Genomic DNA, 26,156 nt, shown 5'->3' with positions numbered 1-26,156 from the left:
CCCTTATAAAAAGCCCACTAATTTACCTACCACCCCGATAATCACGGTTAAACCAATTAATTTGACGGGCGAAAAGTTACGCTTCATCAAGCTGTAAACCGCTAGCGTAAAGCCTAGTGGTAATAGATTTGGCATCAATTTATCTAACACTTCAGCTTGCAGTGCAATATGGGCTTGACCGGCGTTAATTTCTAACGGTGTGGTGAGATGTACATACGACGCCACTAATGCGCCAATTACCGTCATACCAACAATTGAAGCAGCATGTGAAATGCGTTTGGTATGGGTTTTTAATAAAGGCAATGCGCTGGTACCTGCATGATAGCCATAATGTGCAAGACCAAAACGTAAACCAAAATGGACGATATTGAACATTAATAGAAAAATGATGGGTCCAAACAAACTGCCCTCTAAAGCTAACGACGCACCAATGCCGGCACATATCGGCAGTAATGTTAACCAAAACAGTGCATCACCAATCCCGCCTAATGGCCCCATTAAGGCAACTTTGACCGCTCGTATGGTTGAAATGTTCTCTTTACCTCGTTCCATTGCCAGCACTAAGCCGGATAAAAAAGTGGCATCGAAAGGGTGAACATTAATAAACTCCATATGCATGTGCATGGCGTTTTTTAAATCATCTTTATTTTTATGGATTTTGCGCAGTGCCGGTAAGATAGTATAAAGCCAGCCACCTGCTTGCATACGTTCGTAGTTAAAAGAGGCCTGAAGTGCCAGTGATCGAAACGCCATACGGTTGATATCACCTTTAGTTAATATCACATCCTGACTTTGATCGATGTAAGTATCGGACGTGCCTTTACTTGTTGCTAATGCTTGTGCCATACGTTTTTCTGCTTTTTCGGCCATTTTTTTATCTTCATCATGGTTAAATTCCATCTTCCACCTCCATTGCATTTGTGTTTTCTGACGGGGTATTGTCATTGTTATTTCGGCTACCATTATAAAAATCAATCATGGCAATGGCTAAAGCGCCTAAGGCAATAGCCAAAATCGGTAAGTTAAGATATGTCACACCTAAAAAGCCGAGAATAAAGTAGGCAACATATGTTTTTTTCATCATTATTTTCATTAACATGGCAAAACCGATCGCAGGCATCATTCCGCCAGCAACGCTTAAGCCGTCGAGTAGCCATTTAGGCGATTTTTCAACTAATGCGGTTGCCGCATCGGCGCCGAAATAGATCGGCAAAAATGCCACAATAAAATAGAAACAAAATAGAATAATCATGCCTAAGTAGTTAACCCATTCAATTCCTTTGAAATTGAGTTTATCGACAAAGCGATCACATTTATGCATCATCGGCGAATAGATAGTAAATAAAATGGTGATACAACCTTGTACCGCAATGGCAAATGGTACGGCAATACCAATGGCAACTTTAGGATCGGCATCAGTTAAAATGGCAAAAGTGGTACCAATCACGCCACCGATTACCACATTGGGCGGTTGAGCGCCGGCTAAAGGTACCATTCCCATCCATACCAGTTCGAGTGATCCCCCAACATATAAGCCGGTTTGGATATCGCCTAATATCAGACCAACTAATGGACCAATCACGATTGGTCTGTGTAAGTGAGTGAGTCCGTCAAATAGGTCGACACCTGCAATACCGGCGAGTAATCCAATTAACAATGCATCGAATAACATAGTTTGCTCCCTGTCTTAAGTTAGATTAAGTAAATCAGTAATGTTTTCGCCTGTTTCATCAGGTACACGACGAATTTCGCAGGTGACGCCTAATTGCGTCAGCGCTTTAAAAGCGGCGATATCATCGTCATCAACTGATACCGTTTTGTGAATTTGCTTTTTTCCCTCCGAAAAGTGCATATTGCCGACATTGACAAATTTGATAGGTACTCCACCTTGAACCAGTGTTAATACGTCTTGCGGGGTTTTACAAACAATAAATATTTTTTGCCGTTCTGCGGCTTTGCCAATAATGTCGATTGTTTTTTGTAAGGTGAAATATCGGGTTTGGATTCCTTGTGAGATAACCATATCCATTAGGCTTTGTTGAACCGGATCTTGCGCTGCGCTGTCATTGGCAACTAACAGTAGATTAGCGCCTAGCGCATTGACCCAAGTCACACCAACTTGACCATGCACTAAACGATTATCAATACGTGTCATAAGAATATTAGGTGTGCTCATATGTTTTTGTATCCTTTTGTTGATTTGTTAAATCGATTAAATTGCTTATTTTTGATTAAACGGATAAATATGTACGCCTTTTACAACCCGATTTACTTCGCCTGTTGGGCAAGGATTATCTGGGGTTAATTCAAACCTTAGTGATTTTTCAAAGGCTAACATTTGTGCAAAAAGCAGATACGGGAACATCAACCAACAATCCGCCAATGGGCAATCGATTACCTGCATCTGTTTGTCTGAACTAGGTTGACCACTGAGGGCGATCACATCCATAGCGATCTTGTCATGTGCTAGCTCATTGTATAAATCGTTATCATATTGACGAATGTAAGGATCGTTAGAGAAAAAGCAGACCACTAAACTGCTCGAATCAACCATAAATTTAGGCCCATGGCGTAACCCTAGTATTGAATCAAAGCGGCTGGCTATTTTGCCGGCGGTTAATTCTAAAATTTTTAAAGCTGATTCTTGTGCTACACCGGTAAAGCAACTACTGCCAACATAAATCACTCGCTCATGTGGTTGTTGTGCAAGTTGTTTGGTAATAGGTTGCCAGGTTAAAATTTTATCTTCACAGATGTTGGCAATGGTTGTAACTGTCTTACAAGCATCGTCATGGCCAATATCACCAAGTAGTAATAACGTGGCTAACATCATGCTGCTGATACTTGAAGTCATGGCAAAACCTAAATCATGTGATCCTTCAGGCATAACAAATTGCAATATACGTTTAGGGTCGTTTTTTTCATGCGCATAATCGGTTAGTGCGCAGGTTGGATTACAGGTTAAAAATAGGTGATAGCAATCTGATACTAATTGATCGGCTAATTTTACCGTTGCGATACTTTCCGGACTGTTACCGGAGCGAGCAAAAGATACCACTAATGTTTTTTTATTCGGTGATAAATATTGCAATGGATCAGCAACAATTTCAGTTGTGCCATATGCACGGACATTACGCTTTGTATGCTCTCTTAACCAAGGTGCCAGCGCAACGCCACCAAAAGCAGAGGAGCCGGCGCCTGTTAGAATGATTTCCAGATCGGGATCGGCAAGTAATGGCTGTAAAAATGCGTTTAACTGCTCGTGTTGTTGGGTAATGATTTCTAATAAGTCCCGCCAAATTTGGGGTTGTTGGCAAATCTCTTTAGCGGTATTTTCTGCGCCATGTTTTGTGAGCCAATCTAATGAGTAATCTAAATATTTTTGCATGTTCTTTATCCTATTTATTAAGTGTTTATCTGGTTAAAAAAAGAGGCTGTTTATATATCTGCAATAACAACATTAATGCCTAAAGTATGTAATTGCGTTAAGTATTCTTTGGGGATTTTTGAGTCAGTGACCAGTGTTTCAATTGGGTTAATCTTTTCAATCATACAAAAGCTTTTACGACCAAATTTGCTTGAGTCGGTGACAGCGATAATTTGCCCCGAAACCTGACACATGACACGGTTAACCGATGCTTCACCAAAATTAGGGGTGGTAATGCCGGCGCTTAAATCAAATCCGTCAACACCTAAAAAGAGTTTATTGAAGTGGTACATTTTTAATTGCTGTTCAACGGTAGGTCCCGAAATGGAGTAAGCATTTTTGCGAATATTGCCGCCGGCAATAATTACTTCAATATCGGTATTAGTTGATAAGTCGTAGGCAATATTAATGGCATTAGTAAAGACAATAAGATTTTGTTTTTGGCGTAAATAGGGCACCATCGCCGCTGTCGTTGAGCCTGAGTCGAGGATAATTCGATCGCCGTCGTGCACCATTGCTGCCGCTTTTTGAGCGATTTTGTTTTTAATGGTTGAATTAATGCGACTTTTATCCAATAAAGGGCGATCGAAAGCAAAAGTTTTGTTTAGCATTGCGCCACCGTAGGAGCGTAATACACAACCTTTTTGCTCTAAGTAACGCAGGTCATTGCGAATGGTGACAGTTGAAACGTTAAATAATTTACTGAGTTTGTTAACTGTTACTGTGTTTTTTTTACCGAGGAGGTGAATAATTTTTTCTCGTCGTTGTAGTGCGTTAATTATTTCATTATTCATATAATTCTTAATTTGTTTTCATTGTGTTATTCGATTTAAACATACGAAAAGGATCGAAAAACGATAAATAAGTCACAAAACTCATTTTGTTAAAAAAGAACAGAAAATGCTTTCGTTTGAAATGAATTGAAAGGGGGAAAGGTGCCCTTTAGCGGCAAGGAAAGGTAATATTGCTTCGATAATTCAATCAATTAAGGCAAAATTAGTGACGATAAGAAAAATATTTTAGAATGATAAAAATAAGGCTAATTTCATTTTGAAGTGTGATGAATATCACAAAATGAGCAATTAATACCCAATATACCTAAAGGCTTTGAGCTGTTTACCCAAATATTGAAGCTATTTTTAGTGTAAAAACCAAAAAGAAAACAGCGAAAAAAAAGAAAGTTATTGAAACCCTAGGGTGTTTCAATAACTTATGTTTGAATAGATTAATTTAATTGCGCTTGCTCTGCTGGTTTTTTTACCCGTTCAACCACTAACATCACGACAAAAGCAATCACAGTTAAATAGATAATGTACATACCATAAGTTGCTAGCATATCAACCAATGATCGCCCTCGCATGGCAAAATCGCGGAAGAATCGAAATAACCAGACTAAAGGAAATGCATGGCTGACATAGTAAGTCCAAATTGGCATTATGCCGACCGCCATGGTTGAACCGCCCATAATAAATCCTGGTGGTACTAGGAAAATCATCCGGCTGGCACCTTCGCCCGGGTTATTGGTTGTCCAAGATAGGAGTAAGCCTAGCCAACCGAAAGCCAGTCCGGTCATAAAGATACTCGGAAGAAATGCAAAATAGTTACCGTCAAAACGCAATTGCCCAAAAATCACCAGCACTGCGGTAATTAAGGTTAATCCTGTTGTATAAAAAAGTGCGTAGGGGATCGTTCTTGCTAAAAGTGATACAAACCCTCGTTCTAATGCCATTTCCCACATGCCGGTAACTTTTAGTCGACCAACAATCATCAGTGAGGTTAATCCATAAGTCAGTGATGAGAAAAAGTACACAAAGTAGATGATAGTTGATATTGTTGATGAACTGGCTGGGTTAAACATATACCGTGTTTTAAGTTGCATTGGCGATAAGGTCGCTTCAGTAGCTTCACGTCCTAATCCTAATGCATCAACTTTACCGACACTCAGTTCGGCACCTAATTCTGGGATATATTCATTAAGGCTTTGTAATACTTTAGCGTTTTGCGCGTCATTAGTATCATCGGCAAAATAACCTAAACGAACAGTTTGATCACCTCGTTTTAGGCTTTTTTCTAAACCTTTAGGAATGTATAACACGCCTAAATTACGATCATGCGAAACTAAGGTAATTGGGTTTACCGGTGAGCGAATAACTTCGGAAACTTCAATGTAAGGCGAAGTATTCACTTTACTAATTAGTTCGGTTGAATAGTTCGAACCGTCAAGATCAATAACGGCAATTTTGCCTTCAAATACAGCGCCGTGACTCAGTACTATTGAGAAAACCAGCGCAACAATTGCCGCTAAGCCAATGGCAACTTTATAGTAAGGTATAAAATGGCCTGACAACATTGCGTCAAGCTCTTCAAGAATAGATTTAATGATGTTTTGCATCATTGATCGACCTCAAGTGTCATTCCGGTTAATAGATGTGGAATAGATTCCATATAAATTCTGACTTGGTAAGAAGTTAAATCCGCTTGCCCACGTTCGCGTGTCATACGGAGGTCAGCGAAAGACGGTGCGGCAGTTGCAAAACGAACTTTACCTTTTACTTCTTTATCAAGTGCAATAACATTGGCTTTTACCATGGTGCCGGGCTGATAATCGTTGACCATTTTTTCGTTAACATAAATGTCGATATATTTTCGATCGGTTTCTAACAATACCGCTGGCGCACCATTTGGTACCATTTCGCCATCTTCAAACATCAGTTTTAAAACTTTACCGTCTTCCGGAGCAGTTAAAGTAAGACGTTTATAATTGATTTGTAACTGTTCTAATTCTGTTTCAGCTTGAGCCAGTTGTGCTTTGAGTTGAGCTAACTGATTTTGGCGATTTTGCAGTTTTTGTCTGGCAATGGTGATTGATTGTAAAGTCATACCGGTTGCATCTTGTGTTTGTTCAAACTGGCTGACTTGCTCTGGTGTTGCACCAATCATCAGTGTTGATAGCTGGCTTTTAATTTGCAACACTTGCATTTTTGATGCGGTATAAGCATTACTGACATTATCGAGTTGCGATTGCGATGTGTTACCGCCCTTACGCATTTGCATGTAACGGTTATACTCAATGCGATTTAAATTTTCTGTCGATTTTGCCGCTTCTAAATTGGCTTTAACCTCTTCAATTTTACGCCATGTTGATAACTCATTTAGGTTAGTTTCATTTTCGGTGATTTCAATAGCGGCTTGCTCTTGGGCAACCATTGCCTTTTGGCTGTCAACTTGTGCTTGAACACGGTTAATAGCTAATTTTGTATCGACATCTTCGAGTTGCATTAAAAGATCACCCTTTTTCACTATTTGTGACTCTTGCACGTAACGTTTAATGAGTTTTCCGCCCACATTTTGAAAGGCAATGTTAATCTCATCAGCAGTTAATACGCCAGATTTGATGCTTTTGGCAACAGTTACAGCGTCGTTTCGTGAGCCTAAAAAGATTAAGAATGATGCAAAAGTTAATATTAATAAAAATATAACTGGGATTTTGATATTTTTTTTCATATATAGCTTATTTTCCATTTATTTAGTCAGCTAAGTATTTAAGTAAAGTAAGATGACTTTATGCTAATAAAGTCAGTTATTTTCGTAATAATTTACGTAACATCAATATTAAAGATTCTTGTTCTTGTGGATTTAAAACCTGAGCAAAAGCACGAATCGATTTTAGGTGATTGGGTAATGCATTTTGAATTAATGTTATGCCTGCTTGTGTTAATGTAATTAAACGTGACCGGCCATCTTCATCATTTTTTGTCATGGATATAAGTGGGTTGGTTGCTGCTAGCATTCGTTTAACCATTACCGATACTGTTGCTGGTGTCACTCCTATACGTAATGCAAGATCACTTGCACAAGTTTCACCTTCGGAAAACAGTGACATTAATAAGGCAAACTTGCCTTCAGAAACATCATAATCTTTAGCAAGTTGTGCATAAATATTAGATCGTATTAAATCAGCTGTGGTAATCAAGCTTAAAACGAGATCGACGCCTGAAACATCGACAATTTCATCATTAAATCTTTGAGCTCGTGCTAAGGTTTCACGAGACGGAAGTACTCTAGACTTGTAATTCAATTATCACTACTCAATTTATTTAGTCGGCTAATTATACTATTTTAATCTCAATTGGCAACAAAATTTGTTGTTTTTTAACTTAAAATGGTGTTAATCAATCTCCTGATAATTTATTAGCGATTGTATTGATAATTAAGGTTTTTATGACATCACTTGTAACGTGATTAAGTGCTTACTTTGCTATTTTGGTCAGCCTTATAGTTGACTATATTTAATTAATAACCGGGAACTTTCTTCATCGTTAAACCAGCTGCTTTTTAATCTGATCATGCTTAAATCATAGACTGTTATCTTTCATGACAAGTAGTACTTAGTAAGTATATTAATGCTGATTTTTTGATTGGTGATTATTGATAACAAAATCGAGTGCAATATCAACCTAACCAAATTCGATAAAGTCATGAAGCCGTTATCTGTAATTCTTTGTTTTAAATATTGTTCTGTGGATTACTACTAAAGTGGTAATCCTTGAGGGTAATTATATTCTTGTCAAAGTCACATACAATAGCTATCAGTAATAAATTAAATAATTGAATTAAAATAAAATTGGAGCATTTGTATGAGTAAAACCAATCTCGTTATCATTGGTAATGGGATGGTTGGGCACCGCTTTATCGAGGAGTTAGTTGGTAAATCGTTGTCTGATCAGTTCAATATTACTATCTTTTGTGAAGAGCCTCGCCTTGCTTATGACCGTGTGCATCTTTCTTCTTATTTTTCTGACTATACCGCTGAAGCACTTTCACTTGTTCGAGCTGGACTTTATGAAGAAAACAATATCAATGTACTACTTAATGAGCGCGCTATCTTAATTAATCGTCAACGTAAAGAGATTCACTCGCAAACCGGTCGTATTGTTTCTTATGATAAGTTAATTATTGCAACGGGATCTTATCCTTGGGTTCCACCTATTGAAGGGGCAAATGGTTGTGATTGTTTTGTTTATCGAACAATAGAAGACCTTGATGCTATCGCCGAATGTGCTAAGCGTAGTAAGTCGGGCGCCGTTGTTGGTGGGGGCTTACTTGGGCTAGAGGCTGCCGGAGCGCTTAAAAATTTAGGTGTTGCAACGCATGTTGTTGAATTTGCGCCGGTATTAATGGCTGAACAACTGGATGTTATGGGTGGTGAGCAACTACGTCGTAAAATCGAGGAAATGGGCGTTGGCGTTCATACCTGTAAAAATACACAAGAAATTGTGCATACGCCGTCCGGTAAGATTATGCAGTTTGCTGATGGCTCTGCACTGGAAGTCGATTTTATCGTGTTTTCAACCGGCATCAGACCAAATGATCAACTGGCTAAAGATTGTCAGCTTGAGATTGGTCAACGAGGCGGCATTGTTGTTAATGATAATTGCCAAACCTCAGATCCGGATATTTACGCTATTGGTGAGTGCGCATGCTGGCAAGGTAAGGTGTTTGGTTTAGTGGCGCCCGGCTATAAAATGGCTGGGGTCGCACTTGCCCATTTAATCGGTGAGCAAAGCCAATTTAACGGTGCTGATATGAGCGCTAAATTGAAATTAATGGGTGTTGATGTTGGTAGCATTGGTGATGCTAAAGGTAAAACACCAAACAGCCGAAGTTATGTGTACTTAGATGAAAATGCACCTGTTTATAAAAAGCTGGTGGTTAGCGGTGATAATAAAAGATTATTGGGTGCGGTGTTAGTCGGTGATACGGCAGATTACAGTAATTTATTACAGTTAATGTTAAATGAAATGGATCTTCCTGAGCATCCCGATACCTTAATTTTACCTGCTCATGCAGGGGCTAAACCTGCCATGGGGGTTGAGGCATTGCCAGATACGGCACAAATTTGCTCATGTTTTGATGTCACCAAAGCAAAAATTATCGATGCGATTCATGCTGGTTGTCATACGGTTGCGGCAATCAAGGCTGAAACTAAAGCTGGTACAGGTTGCGGTGGTTGTATTCCATTAGTGACTCAGCTATTAAACTCAGAATTAGCTAAACAAGGTATCGAAGTCAGTCATGCTTTATGTGAGCATTTCAAATATTCACGTCAAGAGTTATACCATTTGATTCGTGTTGAAGGGTTAAAATCGTTCAATGAAGTGATTAAAAAACATGGTAGTGGTTATGGTTGCGAAGTGTGTAAGCCAACCATTGGTTCACTACTGGCTTCTTGTTGGAATGATTATATCCTCAAACAAAATTTAATCCCGTTGCAAGATAGTAATGATATCTTTTTGGGTAATATTCAAAAAAATGGAACTTATTCGGTTATTCCTCGTAGTGCCGGTGGTGAAATCACACCAGAAGGCTTGATTGCTGTTGGTCAAATTGCCAAAAAATATCATCTCTATTCAAAAATAACCGGCTCACAACGTATCGGACTGTTTGGCGCACAAAAAGATGATTTGCCAGCTATTTGGAAAGAGTTAATCGATGCCGGTTTTGAAAGTGGTTATGCTTATGCTAAAGCACTTAGAATGGCTAAAACGTGTGTTGGTAGCACTTGGTGTCGCTATGGTGTAGGCGATAGTGTCGGTTTGGGTGTTGAACTGGAAAATCGCTATAAAGGTATCCGTGCACCGCATAAATTTAAACTTGGTGTTTCCGGCTGTACCCGTGAATGCGCTGAAGCGCAAGGTAAAGATATTGGTGTTATCGCAACGGAGAAGGGTTGGAATCTTTATGTCTGTGGTAACGGCGGTATGAAGCCACGACATGCTGATTTGCTTGCCGCTGATTTGGATAAGCAAACTTTAATTCAATATCTTGACCGTTTTATTATGTTCTATATTCGTACTGCGGATAAATTACAGCGAACATCTGTGTGGCTGGAGAATTTAGACGGCGGAATTGATTATTTACGAAGTGTCATTATTGATAATAAGCTTGGCATTAATGACGAGCTTGAAAAAGAGATGACACGATTACGCAAGTTAACGGTTTGTGAATGGAAACAGACCGTTGAGCATCAAGAGAATCAACAACGATTTAGCCATTTTATTAATAGTAATCAGCGTGATGATAATGTGCAATTTATCGCAGAACGAGAACAACATCGCCCGGCGACAGCAGCAGAACGTAAAGCAATGTTAGAGGAGCAATAATATGAGTCAATGGATAACCATTTGTAAACTTGATGACATTTTACCTGAAACAGGGGTGTGTGCATTGGTTGGTAATGAGCATGTGGCCATTTTTCGCCCTTATGATACCGCTGAACTTTATGCTATCAGTAATATCGATCCTTTTGCCGAAGCAAGTGTATTATCGCGAGGCATTATTGGACAGCATGAAAATGAGTTGTATGTTGCAAGCCCATTAAAAAAACAGCGTTTTCGTTTGAAAGATGGCTATTGCATCGATGATGCTAAATACTCAATTGCACATTATCAAGTCAAAGTGAATGCAGACGGTTTTGTTGAAATTAAATCGTCTTGTTAAAACAGTTTTAAAGGTTTAGATAGTTATGTATACCGAAACAATTAATAAATGTGCTACTAATGCAGCACGTATTGTTCGTTTAGCCAAAACTAATCCATTTGGGTTTTGGTTAAGTTCTGCTATGGCGGGCGCTTATGTTGGTCTTGGCATTATTTTAATTTTCACATTAGGCAATTTGCTCGATCCTTCGTTAAGACCGTTAGTTATGGGTGCAACATTTGGTATCGCCTTAACTTTAGTTGTTATCGCCGGGTCAGAGTTGTTTACTGGTCACACCATGTTTTTAACTTTTGGTGTTAAATGTAACAAGATCACAAATAAGCAAATGTGGCTTGTTTTACCGCAGACGTGGTTAGCTAATTTATTGGGATCTATTTTTGTAGCCGCATTATATTTTTATGCCTCAACACCATTATTATCAGTCAATACCAGCTTAGTGCATAGCGCTGCACTGGCTAAAACAATGGCACCGGCGAGTGCGCTATTTTTTCGTGGCATTTTGTGTAACTGGTTAGTGTGTTTAGCCATTTGGATGGCAAATCGTGTTGAAGGGTCAGCCAAATTTATTGCCATTTGGTGGTGTTTACTTGCTTTTATTGCTTGTGGTTATGAACATTCCGTTGCCAATATGACGTTGTTTTCACTTTCATGGTTTGGTGATCATAGTGAAGCTTATAATTTAGTGGGTATCGGTCATAATTTACTTTGGGTCTCGCTGGGTAATATTGTTTCCGGTGCGGTCTTTATGGGATTAGGATACTGGTATTCAACGCCTAAAACAGAGCGACCAAAAGGATAACAGCGCCATTATGGATTATTTACCACTATTTTGTAAGTTAGAAAACCGTGAATGTCTGTTAGTTGGTGGTGGTGAAATTGCCGAGCGAAAAGCTCGGCTATTACTTGAAGCGGGTGCAAAGTTAACGGTTAATGCGCTTGAATTTAATGAGCAATTTTTATGCTGGCAAAAACAGAATCAGTTGGTACTTGAGCAAGGCGAATTTAATGCCCAATTGCTGGATAATAAATGGTTGGTTATAGCTGCAACAAATTGTCAGCAGACAAATCAAGCGGTCAGTTTAGCGGCGGAAAATCGCCGTATCTTTTGTAATGTAGTTGATTCACCGAAAGATGCCAGCTTTATTATGCCTTCTATTATTGATCGTTCGCCGATTATGGTTGCCGTATCTTCTGCCGGGCATGCACCGGTTTTAGCTCGTTTATTACGAGAAAAACTTGAATCGATTTTACCTCAGCATTTAGGTAAATTAGCGCAATATGCAGGTTATTTACGTAATAAAGCCAAACAGACTTATAAAACACTGACTGAGCGTCGCCGTTTTTGGGAGAAGCTTTTTACTCATGATCGGTTAGCGCAAGCCATTGCCAATAATGATTCACAGCAGGTTGAAAAGTTAACCAACGAGCTATTTGAACTTTCGCTTGATGATCGGGGCGAAGTTGTTTTAGTCGGTGCAGGTCCGGGTGATGCAGGGTTATTGACATTAAAAGGATTACTGCAGATCCAACAAGCTGATATTATTGTTTATGACCGTTTAGTCTCCGATGAGATAATGAATCTGGCAAGGCGTGATGCTCAACGGATATTTGTGGGTAAGCGGGCAGGGTATCACTGCGTTCCTCAAGAACAGATCAATCAGATCTTATTAGAACAAGCGCAAAAAGGTTTGCGGGTGGTTCGGTTAAAAGGGGGCGATCCGTTTATCTTTGGTCGTGGTGGGGAAGAACTTGAAACCTTATTTAATGCAAATATTCCATTTTCTGTCGTGCCCGGTATTACCGCTGCCTCTGGATGTTCAGCTTATAGCGGTATTCCATTGACTCACCGTAATTATGCACATAGTGTTCGTTTAATTACCGGACATTTAAAAGATGGTAGTCATCTTGATTGGCAAAGTTTAGCGGCGGAAAAGCAGACGTTAGTCTTTTATATGGGACTTTCACAAGCGCAAAATATTAGTCAGCAATTAATTCAGCATGGCATGAATGAGCAAACGCCGGTAGCAATTGTTGAGGAAGGTACCAGCACCAAACAGAAAGTGGTAGCAGGTTTGCTTTGTGATTTAGCCTCATTGGCTTTACAAGCCCGTAGTCCAAGTTTAATCATTGTCGGGCCAGTTGTTGCGCTGCGAGAAAAACTCAATTGGTTTTCAAATCATTAATTTAAGCCGGCAAGGCTACTTTACAAAATGGTGGTCTTGCCGATTATCTAAACGTTAGCCGTTTAATAGCATCATTTAATAGGCAACGGCCTTTAAAAGCTTCAATTGAGTTCACTATAATCAATTATCTTCAATTAATGCATTACTCTTTGCTCTGTAAATACCATACGGTCATTTCCATGCGTGATTTGAAATTTAATTTCTTAAAAATACTTTTTACATGCACTTTTACGGTACTTTCCACTATATCCAAATCTTTTGCGATCAATTTGTTAGATAGACCTTGCACCAGTAGATTAAATATCTCATGTTCTCTTGGTGTGAGTAACTTTACATCATGAATTTGTTTGGTCTGTGGCTTTGTGCTTTGGCGCATATAATTGATAATTATGTGCGAAATGGCTTCATCCATAATAACTTTTCCCTCCGCAATATCTTTTAAAGCGTTGAGAAAGTCTTCTGGCTCCATATCTTTCAATAAATAGCCGTCAGCACCATTTTTAAGGGCGGATATAATATCTTCTTTGTCATCTGATACGGTAAACATGATGATCCGGCTTGAGATGTTTTTTTCACGTAAATAGCGTAAAATTTCTAAACCACTCATACCATGAATATTGATATCTAATAAAATAATTTCCGGTTCAAGTTTTTCCGCTAATTTAATCCCTTCAGTACCTAATCCTGTTTCACCTACAACTTCAAAGTGGTTAACAGTATTAATTAATTGCTTTACGCCATTTCTTAACATAGGGTGATCGTCAATTAGCAGTATTGAACTTTTTATCTGCTCCATTTGGTTACTCTTCTATTGTCTTAAATGGAATGGTGTTGTTGGCTTTAAATTTTATCATAACTTGCGTACCTTGTTGTGGTTGACTATTGATGATCAAATTGCCATTAAGTATTTCAGCTCTATCACGCATTATCACCATACCATAATGGTTGTCTTGTTTTACATTGTTTTGTATACCGATGCCGTTATCAGCAATGCTTAAGGTAATAATTTGATTGTCATCAATTGTTAAATCAATGATGACTTGCGTCGCTTTTGCATGTTTGTAGACATTATTGAGTGCTTCACGAAGAAATTGCAATAAATGAAAAGCATGTTTACTTTGGATAATGTTGAGCGGCAATTGATATTTGAGTTGAATATTAAATTTAAGCTTTTGATTAAATTCTTCTATTAACTCCATTAAACTGGCATAAAAACCTGTCTGGTTAAGGCGTAACCGGAAAGAGGTGATCAACTCTCTTAATTGCGAATAGGTGATATTGACCTCTTTACGCATGGTAGCCAATAGATCAATGCTATTTTGTGAAGTCAGATCCGATTGCATTTGTAAACAACTTAGGTGTATTTTTAGACAAGAAAGGGATTGAGCTATCGAGTCATGTAATTCTCTAGCCATTGCTGAGCGCTCTTTCATTAATAGATACTGTTTTTGTTGTTCTATCTGCCTATCGAGCATTATGGCTGTTGTCATCTGCTCAATTAACCCGGTAATTAGATTTTCTTGCTCGTCACTTAGGGTTACCTCTAGTGGTTGACTGGCAAATAAAACGCCGAGCTTTTCTCCATTATCTTGTAGGTACCAATAACGTTGAAAACCATTTTTTGGATAAGGTTTCGAAGGAATTAAGCAAGCATGGCAATGGGGATTTTGGCAATAAGGCAATTTTTGCTCATTATCATAACTGATCTGTTGATAGTGTTCAGGGTCTTTTGATTCATAAAAGCGAATCTGGAATTGGGTAAGTGGAACTAACTCTTCTAATTGGCGCAGTATGATTAAAAAACGTTCACATAATGGTTCTGATGTGTGGAGTTGTTTGGTTGCTTGATATTGAAACGAAATGATTTTATTGGTTTGTTGTAATTCGGCTGTTTTTTCGGCTACCCGCTCTTCGAGTAATAAGTATTGGGATTCAATTTGCTCAGACATATTGTTTAATGCTAAGCCCAATAAATCAAATTCGTTTTTTCTTGATCTAATAGTAAAACGTTCACTGAAATTGTGTTTGGAAATGGCTTCGGCCATATTAATAAGTTTACGCCAAGGGTTGAGAAGATAACGGCGTAAATAGTAACATTGTGCGATAAGAAATATCGCTATAATAATGATAAACAGTTGTTGTAAGCGGAAAATATATTGAATTTGATTTTCAGTTTTCTGATCTATTTTATTTACTAACTCATTAGTTTGTAGGACAAATTGTTCAATATCCTCTCTGATTGCATCCATTTGTTGGGCTTGATGTATTTTGGGTTTTATTGAGCTTGCCCATTTGTGTTGTAACTGTTCAAATTCACTTGATAAGTGATATTGTTTAAAAAGAGTCGAGTGTTGTTTTTCGCTGGTAATATCATTAAATATATCTAAGCGATAATTATCTTGTTGGCTTAATGGGATCATCGATAATAGCTGATAGCTTTTCATGCGAATTAGCCCTAATTGATTAATTAGGTAAGCACTACCTTTGGTATCATTAGCAACTTGAATGGAGATGGATAATGCGATTAACGCAATTATCCCGAGAAAAAACATCCATAATGAGAAGCGATTAATTGTCGAGGCGTGATAATTGGTCTTTTTTTGGGGTATTTTGCCGCTTGACATCTTATAAATAAATTACCAAGTAAATAATGATTTATCATATTGTAACGCTAAAACGGTATGTCTCAGATCTTTTTTATAACTTTTTGCGATCTTTTAGTAAACAGAGCTTGCAACAAGAATAAATTTTGCGTAAAATTCACGCCCTATAAGATTAATCAATGCAGACAAATATGTACAATCAAGTAATGGTCTGTTTTTTATTGCGGAGTTGAGTATGTACGCAGTTTTCCAAAGTGGTGGCAAACAACACCGAGTCAGCGAAGGACAAGTCGTTCGCTTGGAAAAAATTGAAGTCGAAACTGGTTCTGAAATCGTTTTCGATAAAGTTTTAATGGTAGCAAATGGTGAAGACATCAAAGTTGGTGCTCCGTTTGTTGAAGGTGCAACAATTAAAGCAGAGATTGTTGAACACGGTCGTGGTGACAAAGTGAAAATCGTTAAATTCCGTCGTCGTAAACACTATCGTAAACAACAAGGTCACCGTCAGTGGTTCACTGATGTGAAGATCACTGCAATCGCTTAATAGGAGTATCGAACAATGGCACATAAGAAGGCTGGTGGTTCATCACGTAATGGTCGTGATTCCCAAAGTAAACGTTTAGGTGTTAAACGTTATGGTAGTCAAGAAGTTCTTGCTGGAAATATCTTAGTTCGTCAACGTGGAACTCAATTCCACCCAGGCACAAACGTAGGTTGTGGTCGTGACCATACACTATTTGCCTTAATCGATGGACAAGTAAAATTCGAAGTTAAAGGACCAAAAAACCGTCGTTATGTTAGTGTAATTGCTAACAGCTAATTAAAAGCGGTTCAAAAGTTTATAGAAGCCTCACAGTTATTGTGGGGCTTTTTTCATTTCTTGAATTTTATATAATATTGCCCATTATGATAACACCACAAAATGTCAAATTAGGTTTTGCATTAGCAATGTTAACCGCTGTTATGTGGGGCATTGTGCCAATTGCAATGAAATATGCTTTAGTGGTTGTCGATCCGTTAACCTTAGCATGGTCGAGATTGGCTATTTCAGCTGTTGGCATCACAATATGGCTGGCATATAAAAAACAGTTCCCTAATTTAGCGATGTTTAAAAAACGTCGTCGTTTTGTCTTATTGATGATTGCCGGATTTGGTTTGCTCGGCAATTTTGCTTTATTTGCCAGTGCAGTTCAGTACCTTTCTGCGACAACGGCTCAAGTTGTGGGGCAAATGGGCATTGTGGTATTTATGATTTCAAGTGCTTTTGTTTTTAAAGAAAGATTAAGACCAACCCAGATCATTGGGATTTTGGTATTATTAATTGGGTTAGTACTATTTTTTAATAAAAATATTGCAGATCTGTTTTCAAACATGTCTACCTATGGCATTGGCGTTTGGCTAGGGTTGCTTGCTTCGGTCTCTTGGGCATGTTATGCGCTTGCGCAAAAAGTATTATTGCGAAAATTACGGGCAGAACAGCTATTATGGTTGATTTATTTGATCTGTACGGTCGGTCTATTACCGTTCACCTCTCCAACCAAATTGGCTAATGCTGATGCTACTCAGCTATTTGCTATTGTATTTTGTGGTTTAAATACCATTATTGCTTATGGTGCATTAGTGATGGCAATGGAGCGTTGGCAGGCGGCGCAAGTGAGTGCGATAACAACATTAACACCACTGTTTGCGTTAATCTTTTCGGATTTGTTTGCCTTAATTTGGCCGGAAAAGTTTGCAATGCAATATTTAAATATTTTAGGTTATATTGGCGCATTATCGGTTGTAGCTGGTGCTATGTTTGCAACTATTGGGCATTATATATGGCACCCAAGAAAAGGTTTGCTAATTAACCGCAACAAAGAGGATAAATAATGAAATTTGTTGATGAAGCATCAATCCGAGTTGAAGCCGGTGATGGCGGAAATGGTTGTGTCGGTTTTCGTCGTGAAAAATATATTCCAAAAGGTGGACCAGATGGTGGCGACGGTGGTGACGGTGGTGATGTATTTTTTATCGCAGATGAGAATCTCAACACATTAGTTGATTTTCAGTTTGAAAAAAACTACCGTGCAGAGCGTGGTCAAAATGGGCAAGGCTCAGATTGTACCGGTAAGCGTGGTAAAGATATTACTGTTAAAGTTCCGGTTGGAACAAGGATCACTGACAAATATACTGGTGAGATCATTGGTGATTTAACGCATCACCAACAAAAGGTTTTAGTTGCTAAAGGTGGTTTCCATGGGCTTGGCAATGCACGGTTTAAATCATCGGTTAATCGAGCGCCTAGACAAAAAACCGACGGAACTCCCGGTGAAAAACGTGATGTATTATTAGAACTGTTATTACTTGCTGATGTAGGAATGTTAGGATTACCAAATGCGGGTAAATCTACCTTTATTCGTTCCGTATCGGCCGCTAAGCCGAAAGTTGCCGATTATCCATTTACCACGTTAGTGCCGAGTTTAGGTGTGGTGAGAATGGATAACGAGCAAAGTTTTGTGGTTGCTGATATTCCCGGCTTAATTGAAGGTGCATCAGACGGCGCTGGGCTTGGTATTCGTTTTTTAAAACACTTAGAACGCTGTAGGGTTTTAGTTCATCTAATTGATATTGCTCCAATTGATGAATCAGATCCAATTGAAAATGCTAAAGTTATTATTCAAGAACTTCACCAATATAGTGAAAAATTAGCCAATAAACCACGCTGGTTAGTATTTAATAAAATGGATGTATTGGGTGAAGAAGAAAGCGCCAAACGTGCAGCGGAAATTGCAAAAGCACTCGATTGGAATGATAAATATTATGTGATTTCAGCGGTTAATCATGAAGGTGTAAAAGCTTTATGTTGGGATCTCATGGATTACATGAATGCGCATCCTCGTGAAGCAGAAGAAGCAGAAACGGCAGCAGAAAAAGTGGAATTTATGTGGGATGATTATCATCAACAGGCTATGGATGATGCTTTTGATGATGACGATGATGATTTCGATGACTGGGATGAAAGCGACGAAGAAGGCGTTGAATTCATTTACCAAAAATAATAAAGCGGTATTTATCGCGGCTATCTCATTTGTTAAATAAAAATAATAATTTCTACAATGCAGGGTAACTTACCCTGCACTTATCTTAATTTCTTTTCATAGAATCAATTAGTTAGTATTTTCATGCCGTTTAATTAGACCGGTCTATCTTCTTTATTTGGAAAAAATCAAAAAAAACTACTTGCTTTTATTAATGAGAATGATTATCATTCAATTGTACTTTGTTAGAGAGTTGAAAGACTTCTGAAAAAGTATGACATTGCTCACATTGCTTCCAATGTTTGCCAGCCTAGCCAACTATGCTGGCTTTTTTATTTTGTATGGTGAGTTAATCGCACTTTATTTATTATGCCTACTATAAAGTGATCTACTTACTTCAAGCAAAGCGCAAACAGCTTCAATCTAAACATATCGTTGTTTATTCGCCTGGTAAGTTCAATATAATCACTTATATTCCCCAAAATAGTATCGAATCCAGCACATTGATAATAAAAAGACATGAATAACACAGATAAACATGATTTGGTTCAGTAAAACTTTATATGATAAGGTTGATACTATTCAGGTTTATTTCTACTCATTGATGATATCAAATAAAATGAGTAATGCGGCACTTCCACCAAACTCTTTCGGTGCTTGATGAAAACAGATAATGTTAGGATGTTGTGCTAACCACATCGGAGTCTGTTTTTTCAGAATATTTTTGCCATGCCCATACATAATACAAGCACATTGTGCTTTTTCGCGTAAACAGGCCGCGATGAGTGCGGCTATTTCTTTTTTCGCCTCTTTCTGAGTTAGTCCATGCAGATCTAAAAAGAATTCTGGCTCATAAAATCCCCGACGTAATTGTTTAATCTCATAAGGATCAGCATTTTCACGACTGTAGCGAATAGGATCTTGTTGTAACAGTGGCTGATAATTATCAGAAAAATAAAACTCAGCATTTATTTTTGCTAATTGCTGTTTTTGTGTTTCAATCACTTTCTGGGTGCGTTTTTGTGGTTTATGAATCACGGTGTCTTGTTTTATTTTTTTAGTATTACCAATACTACTTTTAAACAAGCTTAGGTCTTCATCACTTAAATTAAATTTATCAGACATTGGTTATCACTCTGGGTAAACTTTTTGTTTAAATTCACATAAATCTTCAATAACACAAGCCCCGCAACGAGGTTTTCGGGCAATGCAGGTATAACGCCCATGCAAAATTAACCAGTGGTGACAGTTAATTTTATATTTTTCGGGGACAACTTTTAATAATTTTTCTTCAACAGCTTCAACGGTTTTTCCGGGCGCAAAACCAGTACGATTACTTACCCGAAAGATATGGGTATCAACCGCTATAGTTGGCCAACCAAAAGCCGTGTTTAAAACTACGTTGGCGGTTTTTCTGCCTACACCGGGTAGCGAAATAAGCGCATTAAAATTCTCCGGTACTTCGCTTTGATATCTTTCAATTAATATCTGACAGGTTTTAATAATGTTTTCAGCCTTGCTATTATACAGTCCAATTGTGCGTATGTACTGTTTGAGCTTCTCAACCCCAAGTCCTAAAATTTGTTCAGGTGTGTTAGCAACAGCAAATAAAGGCTTAGTCGCTTTATTAACGCTCACATCGGTTGCTTGCGCTGAAAGCACAACCGCAATAAGTAATTCAAAAGGGGTTTGATATACCAGTTCGGTTGTTGGATCTTTAATGTGCTGTTTTAACTTTTCTAAAATCTGAATGCGAGTTGATTGTTTCACGTAATAATTATATATAAGAAAGATTATTCGTTATTATATACTTTAATTTTGGTATTATCTTTAGATTAAACTGAGTTTTTATATTGATATATTCTATCAAAAATATCGTGCGTATTTATAGAAGCGCTGTGTAGTGATTTGATTAAGGTGATTTTTCCTTTTTTGTTGTTGAACATCTCTCGATTGCCTGCTTTTTAGCAAGGGGTTTTTGTGATAAGCTAGTCAACCATTTTTTAATTTCATAAATACAAGGTTTGTTATAAAAATGTCGTTACCAATGATTGTCACCTTTGCTGTGTACATTTTAGGAATGATTGCGATTGGTTTTTTTGCGTTTCGTGCAACGCGAAACTTTGGTGATTATATATTGGGTGGACGTCGTATTGGTAGTGTTGTGACAGCGCTTTCTGCAGGTGCTTCCGACATGAGTGGTTGGTTATTAATGGGACTGCCGGGTGCCGTTTTTTTATTTGGTATTTCGCAAAGTTGGATTGCAATAGGTCTAATTATTGGGGCGTACCTTAATTGGCTACTTATTGCCGGTCGGCTACGAGTTTTTACTGAGATCAATCACAACTCTTTAACTTTACCTGATTATTTTGCTCGTCGATTTGATGATAAAAGTACGTTGTTACGGATTATTTCGGCGGTCATTATTCTTATCTTTTTTACTATCTATTGCGCTTCTGGCGTGGTTGCTGGTGCAAAATTGTTCGAAAGTACCTTTGGTATGAGTTACGGCTGGGCAATGTTAGCTGGAGCCGGCGCTACCATAGCTTATACGTTTATCGGTGGTTTTTTAGCTGTTAGCTGGACAGATACCATTCAAGCTAGTTTGATGATGTTTGCACTTATTCTGACGCCGATTATGGTTATGGTCAATGCCGGTGGATTTACCGATGCAATGGCTAATATCAAATCGCTTAATCCTGATTATACTAACATATTTGCCCATATGGATTTTGTTGCTATTGTTTCATTATTAGGTTGGGGGTTAGGCTATTTTGGGCAACCACATATTTTAGCTAGATTTATGGCGGCAGATTCGCATGAGGTGATGAAAAATGCTCGTCGAATCAGTATGACATGGATGATTTTATGTTTAGCTGGTGCAATAACGGTTGGATTTTTTGGTATTGCCTTTTTTGCTAATAATCCTGATCTGGCTTATTTAATTAATAATGGTAAGCATGAACGAATTTTTATTGAGTTATCTAAACTACTGTTTAACCCTTGGATTGCAGGCATCTTACTTGCTGCTATTTTAGCCGCAGTGATGAGCACCTTAAGTTGCCAACTCTTAGTTTGCTCAAGTGCTTTAACGGAAGATTTTTATCGTGCATTTTTTAGACCACAAGCTAAGCAACGTGAATTGGTTTGGGTTGGTCGCATTATGGTATTAATTGTTTCTATTATTGCGATTTTACTTGCCATTAATCCTAACAATAGTGTACTTGATTTAGTAAGCCATGCTTGGGCTGGCTTTGGTGCGGCTTTTGGACCTATTGTGGTTTTTTCAGTATTTTGGTCTCGTATGACCCGAAATGGTGCACTAGCAGGTATGGTGGTTGGTGCGATAACCGTTTTACTTTGGATCAATTTTAATTGGTTCAATCTCTATTCACTTATTCCCGGATTTTTATTTGCTTCAATCGCTATTGTGATTTTTAGTTTATGTGATAAAAAACCTAACGAAATAGTGGAAGATCATTTTAAACAAGCGTATAAACGTTATCATAACAAAACTGAGTAAATCTTACTTTAGTAGAATATCATTGTAACAAAATTTAATAGGTAAAAATCATGACAAAAAATGTGATCAAACAACTACAAGAGCGTGGACTGATTGCTCAGCTTACTGATGAAAAAGCACTGATAGAACAAGTCGAACAAAATCCTATTGCGCTTTATTGTGGTTTTGATCCAACGGCTGATAGTTTGCATCTTGGTCATTTAGTTCCATTACTTTGTTTAAAACGTTTTCAACTAGCCGGGCATAAGCCTGTGGCTCTAGTTGGTGGCGCAACTGGTTTGATTGGCGATCCTAGCTTTAAAGCTGTTGAACGAAAACTCAATACCGAACAGACAGTTGTTGAATGGAGTGAGAAAATCAAACAACAAGTATCGCCATTTTTAGATTTTAATTGTGGTGAAAATGCCGCAATTGTAGCTAACAACTATGATTGGTTTAGTGGCATGAATGTACTGGCTTTTTTGCGTGATATTGGCAAATATTTTTCGGTTAATGCGATGATTAATAAAGAATCAGTTAAGCAACGTATTGACCGTGACGAAGTGGGTATTTCATTTACAGAATTTTCTTATAGCTTACTGCAAGCTTATGATTTTGCTTGTTTAAATCAATCACAAAATGTTGTTTTGCAAATTGGTGGTTCTGACCAGTGGGGGAATATTACCGCTGGTATTGATTTAACCCGACGATTACATCAAAAACAAGTTTATGGTTTAACTGTACCGTTGATTACTAAGTCTGACGGGACTAAATTCGGTAAAACTGAAAGTGGTGCGGTATGGCTTGATCCTAAGAAAACCAGTCCTTATAAATTCTATCAATTTTGGATTAATACTGCTGATGCTGATGTTTATCGATTCTTGAAATTCTTTACTTTCATGCCATTGAATGAAATAGATGCATTAGAACAAGAAGATAAAAATAGTGGTGTTGCGCCAAGAGCTCAATATGTACTTGCCGAACAAGTTACCCGTTTAGTTCATGGGGAAGAAGGGCTTATTGCTGCTAAACGAATCACCGAAAGTCTATTTTCCGGTAAATTGACCGACTTGTCCGAGGCTGATTTTGAACAATTAGCGCAAGACGGTATGCCAACTTTAGCGGTGAGTGATGAAATTGATTTACAACAAGCAATTGTTAATGCTGAGTTTGCCCCGTCCAGAGGTCAAGCAAGAACAATGATTGAATCAAATGCTATTTCGATTAATGGTGAGCGTAATGCAACCACGGATTATCGATTCGCTGATAGTGATAAACTTTTTAACCGTTATACTTTACTTCGTCGTGGTAAGAAATATTACTGCTTATTAATTTGGAATTAATTTTATGAAAAATATATTATCGATTCAGTCACATGTGGTATTTGGTCATGCTGGAAATAGTGCCGCCGTCTTCCCGATGCGTCGATTGGGCGTGAATGTTTGGCCTTTAAATACAGTACAATTTTCTAATCATACTCAATATCGTCAATGGACTGGAACGGTAATGCCTGCATCTCATCTAACTGAGATTGTTGATGGAATTAATGCAATTGATGAATTAAAGCATTGTGATGCGATCCTAAGTGGTTATATGGGATCGCCTGAGCAGGGTAATGCAATTATTGAAATTGTAAAAAAAGTAAAAGCAGTTAACCCTAATGCAGTTTATCTATGTGATCCTGTTATGGGGCACCCTGAAAAAGGCTGTTTTGTCGCCCCAGGGGTCGCTGAATTTTTATGTAATAGCGCTTTACCAATGGCCGATATGATGGCGCCTAATATATTAGAGCTTGAGGAGCTAAATGGTAAGCAGCAAATCAAAAATGTTGATGAAGCGGTTGTTGCCTGTCGTGAACTTTGTAAAAAAGGACCGAAAGCTATTTTAGTAAAACACTTAAGTCGTGCCGGTTATCGTAAAGATCGTTTTGAAATGCTTTTAGTGACTGAGCAAGAAGCATGGCATATTGAACGCCCATTAGTTGATTTTGGTGAAAGACAACCAGTTGGTGTCGGTGATATGACAAGTGGCTTGTTTTTAGCCAATATTTTGCTTGGAAAATCATTGGTTGAAGCTTTAGAACATACTACATCAGCTGTATATGCAGTTATGCTAGAAACGTTGAAACGAGAGGCGTATGAATTACAATTAGTGGCTGCCCAAAATGAAATTGAAACACCAAATCAATGGTTCAAAGCGAAAAGAATTGATTAATTTTGTAAATATGTAAAAATATAGAAAATTTACGGATACAGTATTAAACGAGGGGATTAATGGAAGACAATATTTCATTGGGTAAGATTCTTTCCAATTCAAGAGATAATTTAGGATTAACTCAAGAAGATATTGCCAATAAACTTCATGTACGTAAGGCGGTTGTATCAGAAATTGAAAACGACCAGCTTGTTCATGCCCCTTTTGTTTTTGTTAAAGGTTATATTCGTGCTTATGCTGAAATTGTTGGTTTGCCAAATGAAGAGTATCAACCTTATCTTGAAGATTTGAAAAAACAGTATTCATCTCAGAAGATTGCTGAGCTTGTTCCGAAAGATAAAAAAACAAAAGGTAGTAGTAAAGTTCTATTTGCCTTCTTATTTATTTTCTTATGTGCGTTAGGTGCCACACTTTATTTTGTGACTAAGCAAGATAAAAGTAATCTTGTTGAAGTTAGCCATTATATTTCCCCACCAACATCAGATCGTGTTAACAGTTAGCAAATTTTCTTAATCTCATACAGACATTTGCTGTAATTCTTGTTAAGATTGCCAGCTAGTTATTTTGTAATATGATTAGGCAGGTTATGAGTCATCACGATTCACCAATTAACAGAAGAGAATCAACCCGAATTTATGTCGGCAATGTTCCTATTGGTGGCGGTGCGCCTATTGCTGTTCAGTCCATGACCAATACGCGTACAACTGATGTTGAAAAAACAGTTGCTCAAATTCAAGCACTTGAGCGAGTTGGTGTTGATATTGTTCGTGTTTCAATACCAACAATGGATGCAGCTGAAGCATTCAAATTTATAAAACAACAAGCAAAAGTACCACTTATTGCCGATATACATTTTGATTATCGTATTGCTTTAAAAGTAGCTGAATATGGGGTTGATTGTTTAAGGATTAATCCCGGAAATATCGGTAATGAATCAAGGATTCGAACGGTTGTTGATTGTGCTAAAGATAAAAATATCCCAATACGTATTGGGGTAAATTCGGGCTCATTAGAAAAAGATATTCAAGAAAAATATGGTGAGCCAACACCGCAAGCTATTGTTGAGTCAGCTATGCGCCATGTTGAGATACTGGACAAATTAAACTTTGATCAGTTTAAAGTAAGTGTTAAAGCATCAGATGTTTTTACTGCGGTTGATTCATATCGCTTGCTTGCAAAACAGATCAAGCAACCATTACATTTAGGGATAACTGAAGCTGGTGGTGTGCGCAGTGGTGCGGTAAAATCTGCAATAGGATTAGGGTTGTTGTTAGCTCAAGGCATTGGTGATACGTTGCGTGTTTCGTTAGCAGCGGATCCAACCGAAGAAGTAAAAGTTGGTTTTGATATTTTAAAATCGTTACGTATCCGCTCTCGTGGTATTAATTTTATTGCTTGTCCAACCTGTTCAAGGCAAGAGTTTGATGTCATTAATACGGTAAATATTCTAGAGCAACGTTTAGAAGATATTATTACGCCAATGGATGTATCAATTATTGGTTGTGTGGTCAATGGTCCAGGCGAAGCATTAGCTTCGACTATGGGTGTTGCTGGTGGTCATAATAAAAGTGGTTTTTATGAAGACGGCGTTCGTATTGGTCGTATCGATAACGAGCAAATGATCGATGAGTTAGAAGCCAAAATACGAGCAAAAGCATCACTATTAAAAAACAGAATTGCAGCAACTGAACTATAATTTTATTAGAT

General features: G+C 38.0%; 25 protein-coding genes. 13 read left to right on the top strand and 12 right to left on the bottom strand.

Annotated elements, in window-relative coordinates:
• Positions 1-3: 3 nt before the first annotated feature.
• The 8 genes from J3U74_RS06880 to J3U74_RS06845 all read right to left on the bottom strand — a co-directional run bounded on the left by J3U74_RS06880 (position 4) and on the right by J3U74_RS06845 (position 7,505).
• Positions 4-900 carry a PTS system mannose/fructose/sorbose family transporter subunit IID gene (locus J3U74_RS06880; RefSeq protein WP_220218664.1) on the bottom strand — a complete coding sequence of 299 codons (897 nt, stop codon included), beginning with the start codon at positions 898-900 and terminating at the stop codon, positions 4-6.
• A complete protein-coding gene (gene agaW / locus J3U74_RS06875) occupies positions 890-1,672 on the bottom strand; it encodes a PTS N-acetylgalactosamine transporter subunit IIC (RefSeq protein ID WP_220218665.1) in 783 nt (260 codons plus the stop codon). The genes J3U74_RS06880 and agaW overlap by 11 nt, the downstream gene beginning before the upstream one ends.
• 15 nt (positions 1,673-1,687) lie before the next feature.
• The gene (agaV, locus tag J3U74_RS06870; RefSeq protein ID WP_267329619.1) at positions 1,688-2,176 is read right to left on the bottom strand and encodes a PTS N-acetylgalactosamine transporter subunit IIB; all 489 of its coding nucleotides are present in this window, start codon (positions 2,174-2,176) and stop codon (positions 1,688-1,690) included.
• Between the two features lie 45 nt (positions 2,177-2,221).
• Positions 2,222-3,388 (bottom strand): SIS domain-containing protein, encoded by a 1,167-nt coding sequence (locus tag J3U74_RS06865; RefSeq protein ID WP_267329620.1) that lies wholly within the window; start codon positions 3,386-3,388, stop codon positions 2,222-2,224.
• A gap of 50 nt (positions 3,389-3,438) precedes the next feature.
• Positions 3,439-4,221 (bottom strand): transcriptional repressor AgaR, encoded by a 783-nt coding sequence (gene agaR, locus J3U74_RS06860; protein WP_220218668.1) that lies wholly within the window; start codon positions 4,219-4,221, stop codon positions 3,439-3,441.
• A gap of 431 nt (positions 4,222-4,652) precedes the next feature.
• The gene (locus J3U74_RS06855; RefSeq protein ID WP_267329621.1) at positions 4,653-5,822 is read right to left on the bottom strand and encodes an ABC transporter permease; all 1,170 of its coding nucleotides are present in this window, start codon (positions 5,820-5,822) and stop codon (positions 4,653-4,655) included.
• Positions 5,819-6,931 (bottom strand): HlyD family secretion protein, encoded by a 1,113-nt coding sequence (locus tag J3U74_RS06850; RefSeq protein ID WP_267329622.1) that lies wholly within the window; start codon positions 6,929-6,931, stop codon positions 5,819-5,821. The genes J3U74_RS06855 and J3U74_RS06850 overlap by 4 nt, the downstream gene beginning before the upstream one ends.
• Positions 6,932-7,007: 76 nt before the next feature.
• Positions 7,008-7,505: a MarR family winged helix-turn-helix transcriptional regulator gene (locus J3U74_RS06845; RefSeq protein WP_220218671.1), complete on the bottom strand. Its 498-nt coding sequence runs from the start codon at positions 7,503-7,505 to the stop codon at positions 7,008-7,010.
• A 559-nt stretch (positions 7,506-8,064) separates the two neighbouring features.
• Between J3U74_RS06845 and nirB the strand changes: the two genes are divergently transcribed.
• From nirB to cysG, 4 genes are read left to right on the top strand one after another with little or no spacing between them, the layout of a single operon-like run.
• A complete protein-coding gene (gene nirB, locus J3U74_RS06840) occupies positions 8,065-10,590 on the top strand; it encodes a nitrite reductase large subunit NirB (RefSeq protein ID WP_267329623.1) in 2,526 nt (841 codons plus the stop codon).
• Between the two features lies 1 nt (position 10,591).
• A complete protein-coding gene (gene nirD / locus J3U74_RS06835; protein WP_267329624.1) occupies positions 10,592-10,927 on the top strand; it encodes a nitrite reductase small subunit NirD in 336 nt (111 codons plus the stop codon).
• A gap of 25 nt (positions 10,928-10,952) precedes the next feature.
• Positions 10,953-11,726 (top strand): nitrite transporter NirC, encoded by a 774-nt coding sequence (gene nirC / locus J3U74_RS06830; RefSeq protein ID WP_267329625.1) that lies wholly within the window; start codon positions 10,953-10,955, stop codon positions 11,724-11,726.
• 10 nt (positions 11,727-11,736) lie between these two features.
• Positions 11,737-13,110: a siroheme synthase CysG gene (cysG, locus tag J3U74_RS06825; RefSeq protein ID WP_267329626.1), complete on the top strand. Its 1,374-nt coding sequence runs from the start codon at positions 11,737-11,739 to the stop codon at positions 13,108-13,110.
• Between the two features lie 142 nt (positions 13,111-13,252).
• Here the strand turns inward: cysG and narL are convergent, their stop codons facing one another.
• Together narL and narX are read right to left on the bottom strand one after the other, a co-directional pair.
• Complete coding sequence (gene narL / locus J3U74_RS06820; protein ID WP_220218676.1) at positions 13,253-13,906, bottom strand: two-component system response regulator NarL; 654 nt, start codon at positions 13,904-13,906, stop codon at positions 13,253-13,255.
• A 4-nt stretch (positions 13,907-13,910) separates the two neighbouring features.
• Positions 13,911-15,734, bottom strand: coding sequence for a nitrate/nitrite two-component system sensor histidine kinase NarX (gene narX, locus J3U74_RS06815; protein WP_267329627.1), 1,824 nt, complete (start codon positions 15,732-15,734; stop codon positions 13,911-13,913).
• Between the two features lie 214 nt (positions 15,735-15,948).
• Between narX and rplU the strand changes: the two genes are divergently transcribed.
• From rplU to cgtA, 4 genes are all read left to right on the top strand, one after another.
• On the top strand, positions 15,949-16,257 hold the full coding sequence (gene rplU / locus J3U74_RS06810) for a 50S ribosomal protein L21 (RefSeq protein WP_220218678.1): 309 nt from the start codon (positions 15,949-15,951) through the stop codon (positions 16,255-16,257).
• Between the two features lie 15 nt (positions 16,258-16,272).
• Positions 16,273-16,533 (top strand): 50S ribosomal protein L27, encoded by a 261-nt coding sequence (gene rpmA, locus J3U74_RS06805; RefSeq protein WP_025314437.1) that lies wholly within the window; start codon positions 16,273-16,275, stop codon positions 16,531-16,533.
• Between the two features lie 86 nt (positions 16,534-16,619).
• The gene (locus tag J3U74_RS06800; protein ID WP_220218679.1) at positions 16,620-17,585 is read left to right on the top strand and encodes a DMT family transporter; all 966 of its coding nucleotides are present in this window, start codon (positions 16,620-16,622) and stop codon (positions 17,583-17,585) included.
• On the top strand, positions 17,585-18,754 hold the full coding sequence (gene cgtA / locus J3U74_RS06795; RefSeq protein WP_267329628.1) for an Obg family GTPase CgtA: 1,170 nt from the start codon (positions 17,585-17,587) through the stop codon (positions 18,752-18,754). Before J3U74_RS06800 ends, cgtA begins: the two co-directional genes overlap by 1 nt.
• 573 nt (positions 18,755-19,327) lie before the next feature.
• On the opposite strand, the gene smrB is transcribed toward cgtA, so the two are convergent.
• Both smrB and nth read right to left on the bottom strand, forming a co-directional pair.
• A complete protein-coding gene (gene smrB, locus J3U74_RS06790; RefSeq protein ID WP_267329629.1) occupies positions 19,328-19,858 on the bottom strand; it encodes an endonuclease SmrB in 531 nt (176 codons plus the stop codon).
• 6 nt (positions 19,859-19,864) lie between these two features.
• Complete coding sequence (gene nth, locus J3U74_RS06785; protein ID WP_267329630.1) at positions 19,865-20,503, bottom strand: endonuclease III; 639 nt, start codon at positions 20,501-20,503, stop codon at positions 19,865-19,867.
• A gap of 259 nt (positions 20,504-20,762) precedes the next feature.
• Between nth and putP the strand changes: the two genes are divergently transcribed.
• The 5 genes from putP (at position 20,763) to ispG (ending at position 26,145) form a co-directional block, all read left to right on the top strand.
• Entirely contained in the window at positions 20,763-22,256 is a 1,494-nt protein-coding gene (gene putP, locus J3U74_RS06780; protein ID WP_416379788.1) for a sodium/proline symporter PutP, read from the top strand.
• 50 nt (positions 22,257-22,306) lie between these two features.
• Positions 22,307-23,578: a tyrosine--tRNA ligase gene (gene tyrS, locus J3U74_RS06775; RefSeq protein WP_220218683.1), complete on the top strand. Its 1,272-nt coding sequence runs from the start codon at positions 22,307-22,309 to the stop codon at positions 23,576-23,578.
• A 4-nt stretch (positions 23,579-23,582) separates the two neighbouring features.
• Positions 23,583-24,449, top strand: coding sequence for a pyridoxal kinase PdxY (gene pdxY, locus J3U74_RS06770; RefSeq protein ID WP_267329632.1), 867 nt, complete (start codon positions 23,583-23,585; stop codon positions 24,447-24,449).
• A gap of 59 nt (positions 24,450-24,508) precedes the next feature.
• Positions 24,509-24,949: a helix-turn-helix domain-containing protein gene (locus tag J3U74_RS06765; RefSeq protein ID WP_220218685.1), complete on the top strand. Its 441-nt coding sequence runs from the start codon at positions 24,509-24,511 to the stop codon at positions 24,947-24,949.
• 86 nt (positions 24,950-25,035) lie between these two features.
• Positions 25,036-26,145: a flavodoxin-dependent (E)-4-hydroxy-3-methylbut-2-enyl-diphosphate synthase gene (gene ispG, locus J3U74_RS06760; RefSeq protein WP_220218686.1), complete on the top strand. Its 1,110-nt coding sequence runs from the start codon at positions 25,036-25,038 to the stop codon at positions 26,143-26,145.
• Positions 26,146-26,156 lie beyond the last annotated feature (11 nt).

The sequence above is a fragment of the Gilliamella sp. B3892 genome (genome assembly GCF_026536305.1).
GTDB lineage: Bacteria > Pseudomonadota > Gammaproteobacteria > Enterobacterales > Orbaceae > Gilliamella.
Note: the sequence above shows the minus strand (reverse complement) of the source record. Positions and strands in the feature narration are given on the sequence as shown.

Coding starts and splice junctions, on each gene's coding strand:
- J3U74_RS06880 (WP_220218664.1), bottom strand. CDS start 900: ATGGAATTTAACCATGATGAAGATAAAAAAATGGCCGAAAAAGCAGAA.
- agaW (WP_220218665.1), bottom strand. CDS start 1,672: ATGTTATTCGATGCATTGTTAATTGGATTACTCGCCGGTATTGCAGGT.
- agaV (WP_267329619.1), bottom strand. CDS start 2,176: ATGAGCACACCTAATATTCTTATGACACGTATTGATAATCGTTTAGTG.
- J3U74_RS06865 (WP_267329620.1), bottom strand. CDS start 3,388: ATGCAAAAATATTTAGATTACTCATTAGATTGGCTCACAAAACATGGC.
- agaR (WP_220218668.1), bottom strand. CDS start 4,221: ATGAATAATGAAATAATTAACGCACTACAACGACGAGAAAAAATTATT.
- J3U74_RS06855 (WP_267329621.1), bottom strand. CDS start 5,822: ATGATGCAAAACATCATTAAATCTATTCTTGAAGAGCTTGACGCAATG.
- J3U74_RS06850 (WP_267329622.1), bottom strand. CDS start 6,931: ATGAAAAAAAATATCAAAATCCCAGTTATATTTTTATTAATATTAACT.
- nirB (WP_267329623.1), top strand. CDS start 8,065: ATGAGTAAAACCAATCTCGTTATCATTGGTAATGGGATGGTTGGGCAC.
- nirD (WP_267329624.1), top strand. CDS start 10,592: ATGAGTCAATGGATAACCATTTGTAAACTTGATGACATTTTACCTGAA.
- nirC (WP_267329625.1), top strand. CDS start 10,953: ATGTATACCGAAACAATTAATAAATGTGCTACTAATGCAGCACGTATT.
- cysG (WP_267329626.1), top strand. CDS start 11,737: ATGGATTATTTACCACTATTTTGTAAGTTAGAAAACCGTGAATGTCTG.
- narL (WP_220218676.1), bottom strand. CDS start 13,906: ATGGAGCAGATAAAAAGTTCAATACTGCTAATTGACGATCACCCTATG.
- narX (WP_267329627.1), bottom strand. CDS start 15,734: ATGTCAAGCGGCAAAATACCCCAAAAAAAGACCAATTATCACGCCTCG.
- rplU (WP_220218678.1), top strand. CDS start 15,949: ATGTACGCAGTTTTCCAAAGTGGTGGCAAACAACACCGAGTCAGCGAA.
- rpmA (WP_025314437.1), top strand. CDS start 16,273: ATGGCACATAAGAAGGCTGGTGGTTCATCACGTAATGGTCGTGATTCC.
- J3U74_RS06800 (WP_220218679.1), top strand. CDS start 16,620: ATGATAACACCACAAAATGTCAAATTAGGTTTTGCATTAGCAATGTTA.
- cgtA (WP_267329628.1), top strand. CDS start 17,585: ATGAAATTTGTTGATGAAGCATCAATCCGAGTTGAAGCCGGTGATGGC.
- smrB (WP_267329629.1), bottom strand. CDS start 19,858: ATGTCTGATAAATTTAATTTAAGTGATGAAGACCTAAGCTTGTTTAAA.
- tyrS (WP_220218683.1), top strand. CDS start 22,307: ATGACAAAAAATGTGATCAAACAACTACAAGAGCGTGGACTGATTGCT.
- pdxY (WP_267329632.1), top strand. CDS start 23,583: ATGAAAAATATATTATCGATTCAGTCACATGTGGTATTTGGTCATGCT.
- J3U74_RS06765 (WP_220218685.1), top strand. CDS start 24,509: ATGGAAGACAATATTTCATTGGGTAAGATTCTTTCCAATTCAAGAGAT.
- ispG (WP_220218686.1), top strand. CDS start 25,036: ATGAGTCATCACGATTCACCAATTAACAGAAGAGAATCAACCCGAATT.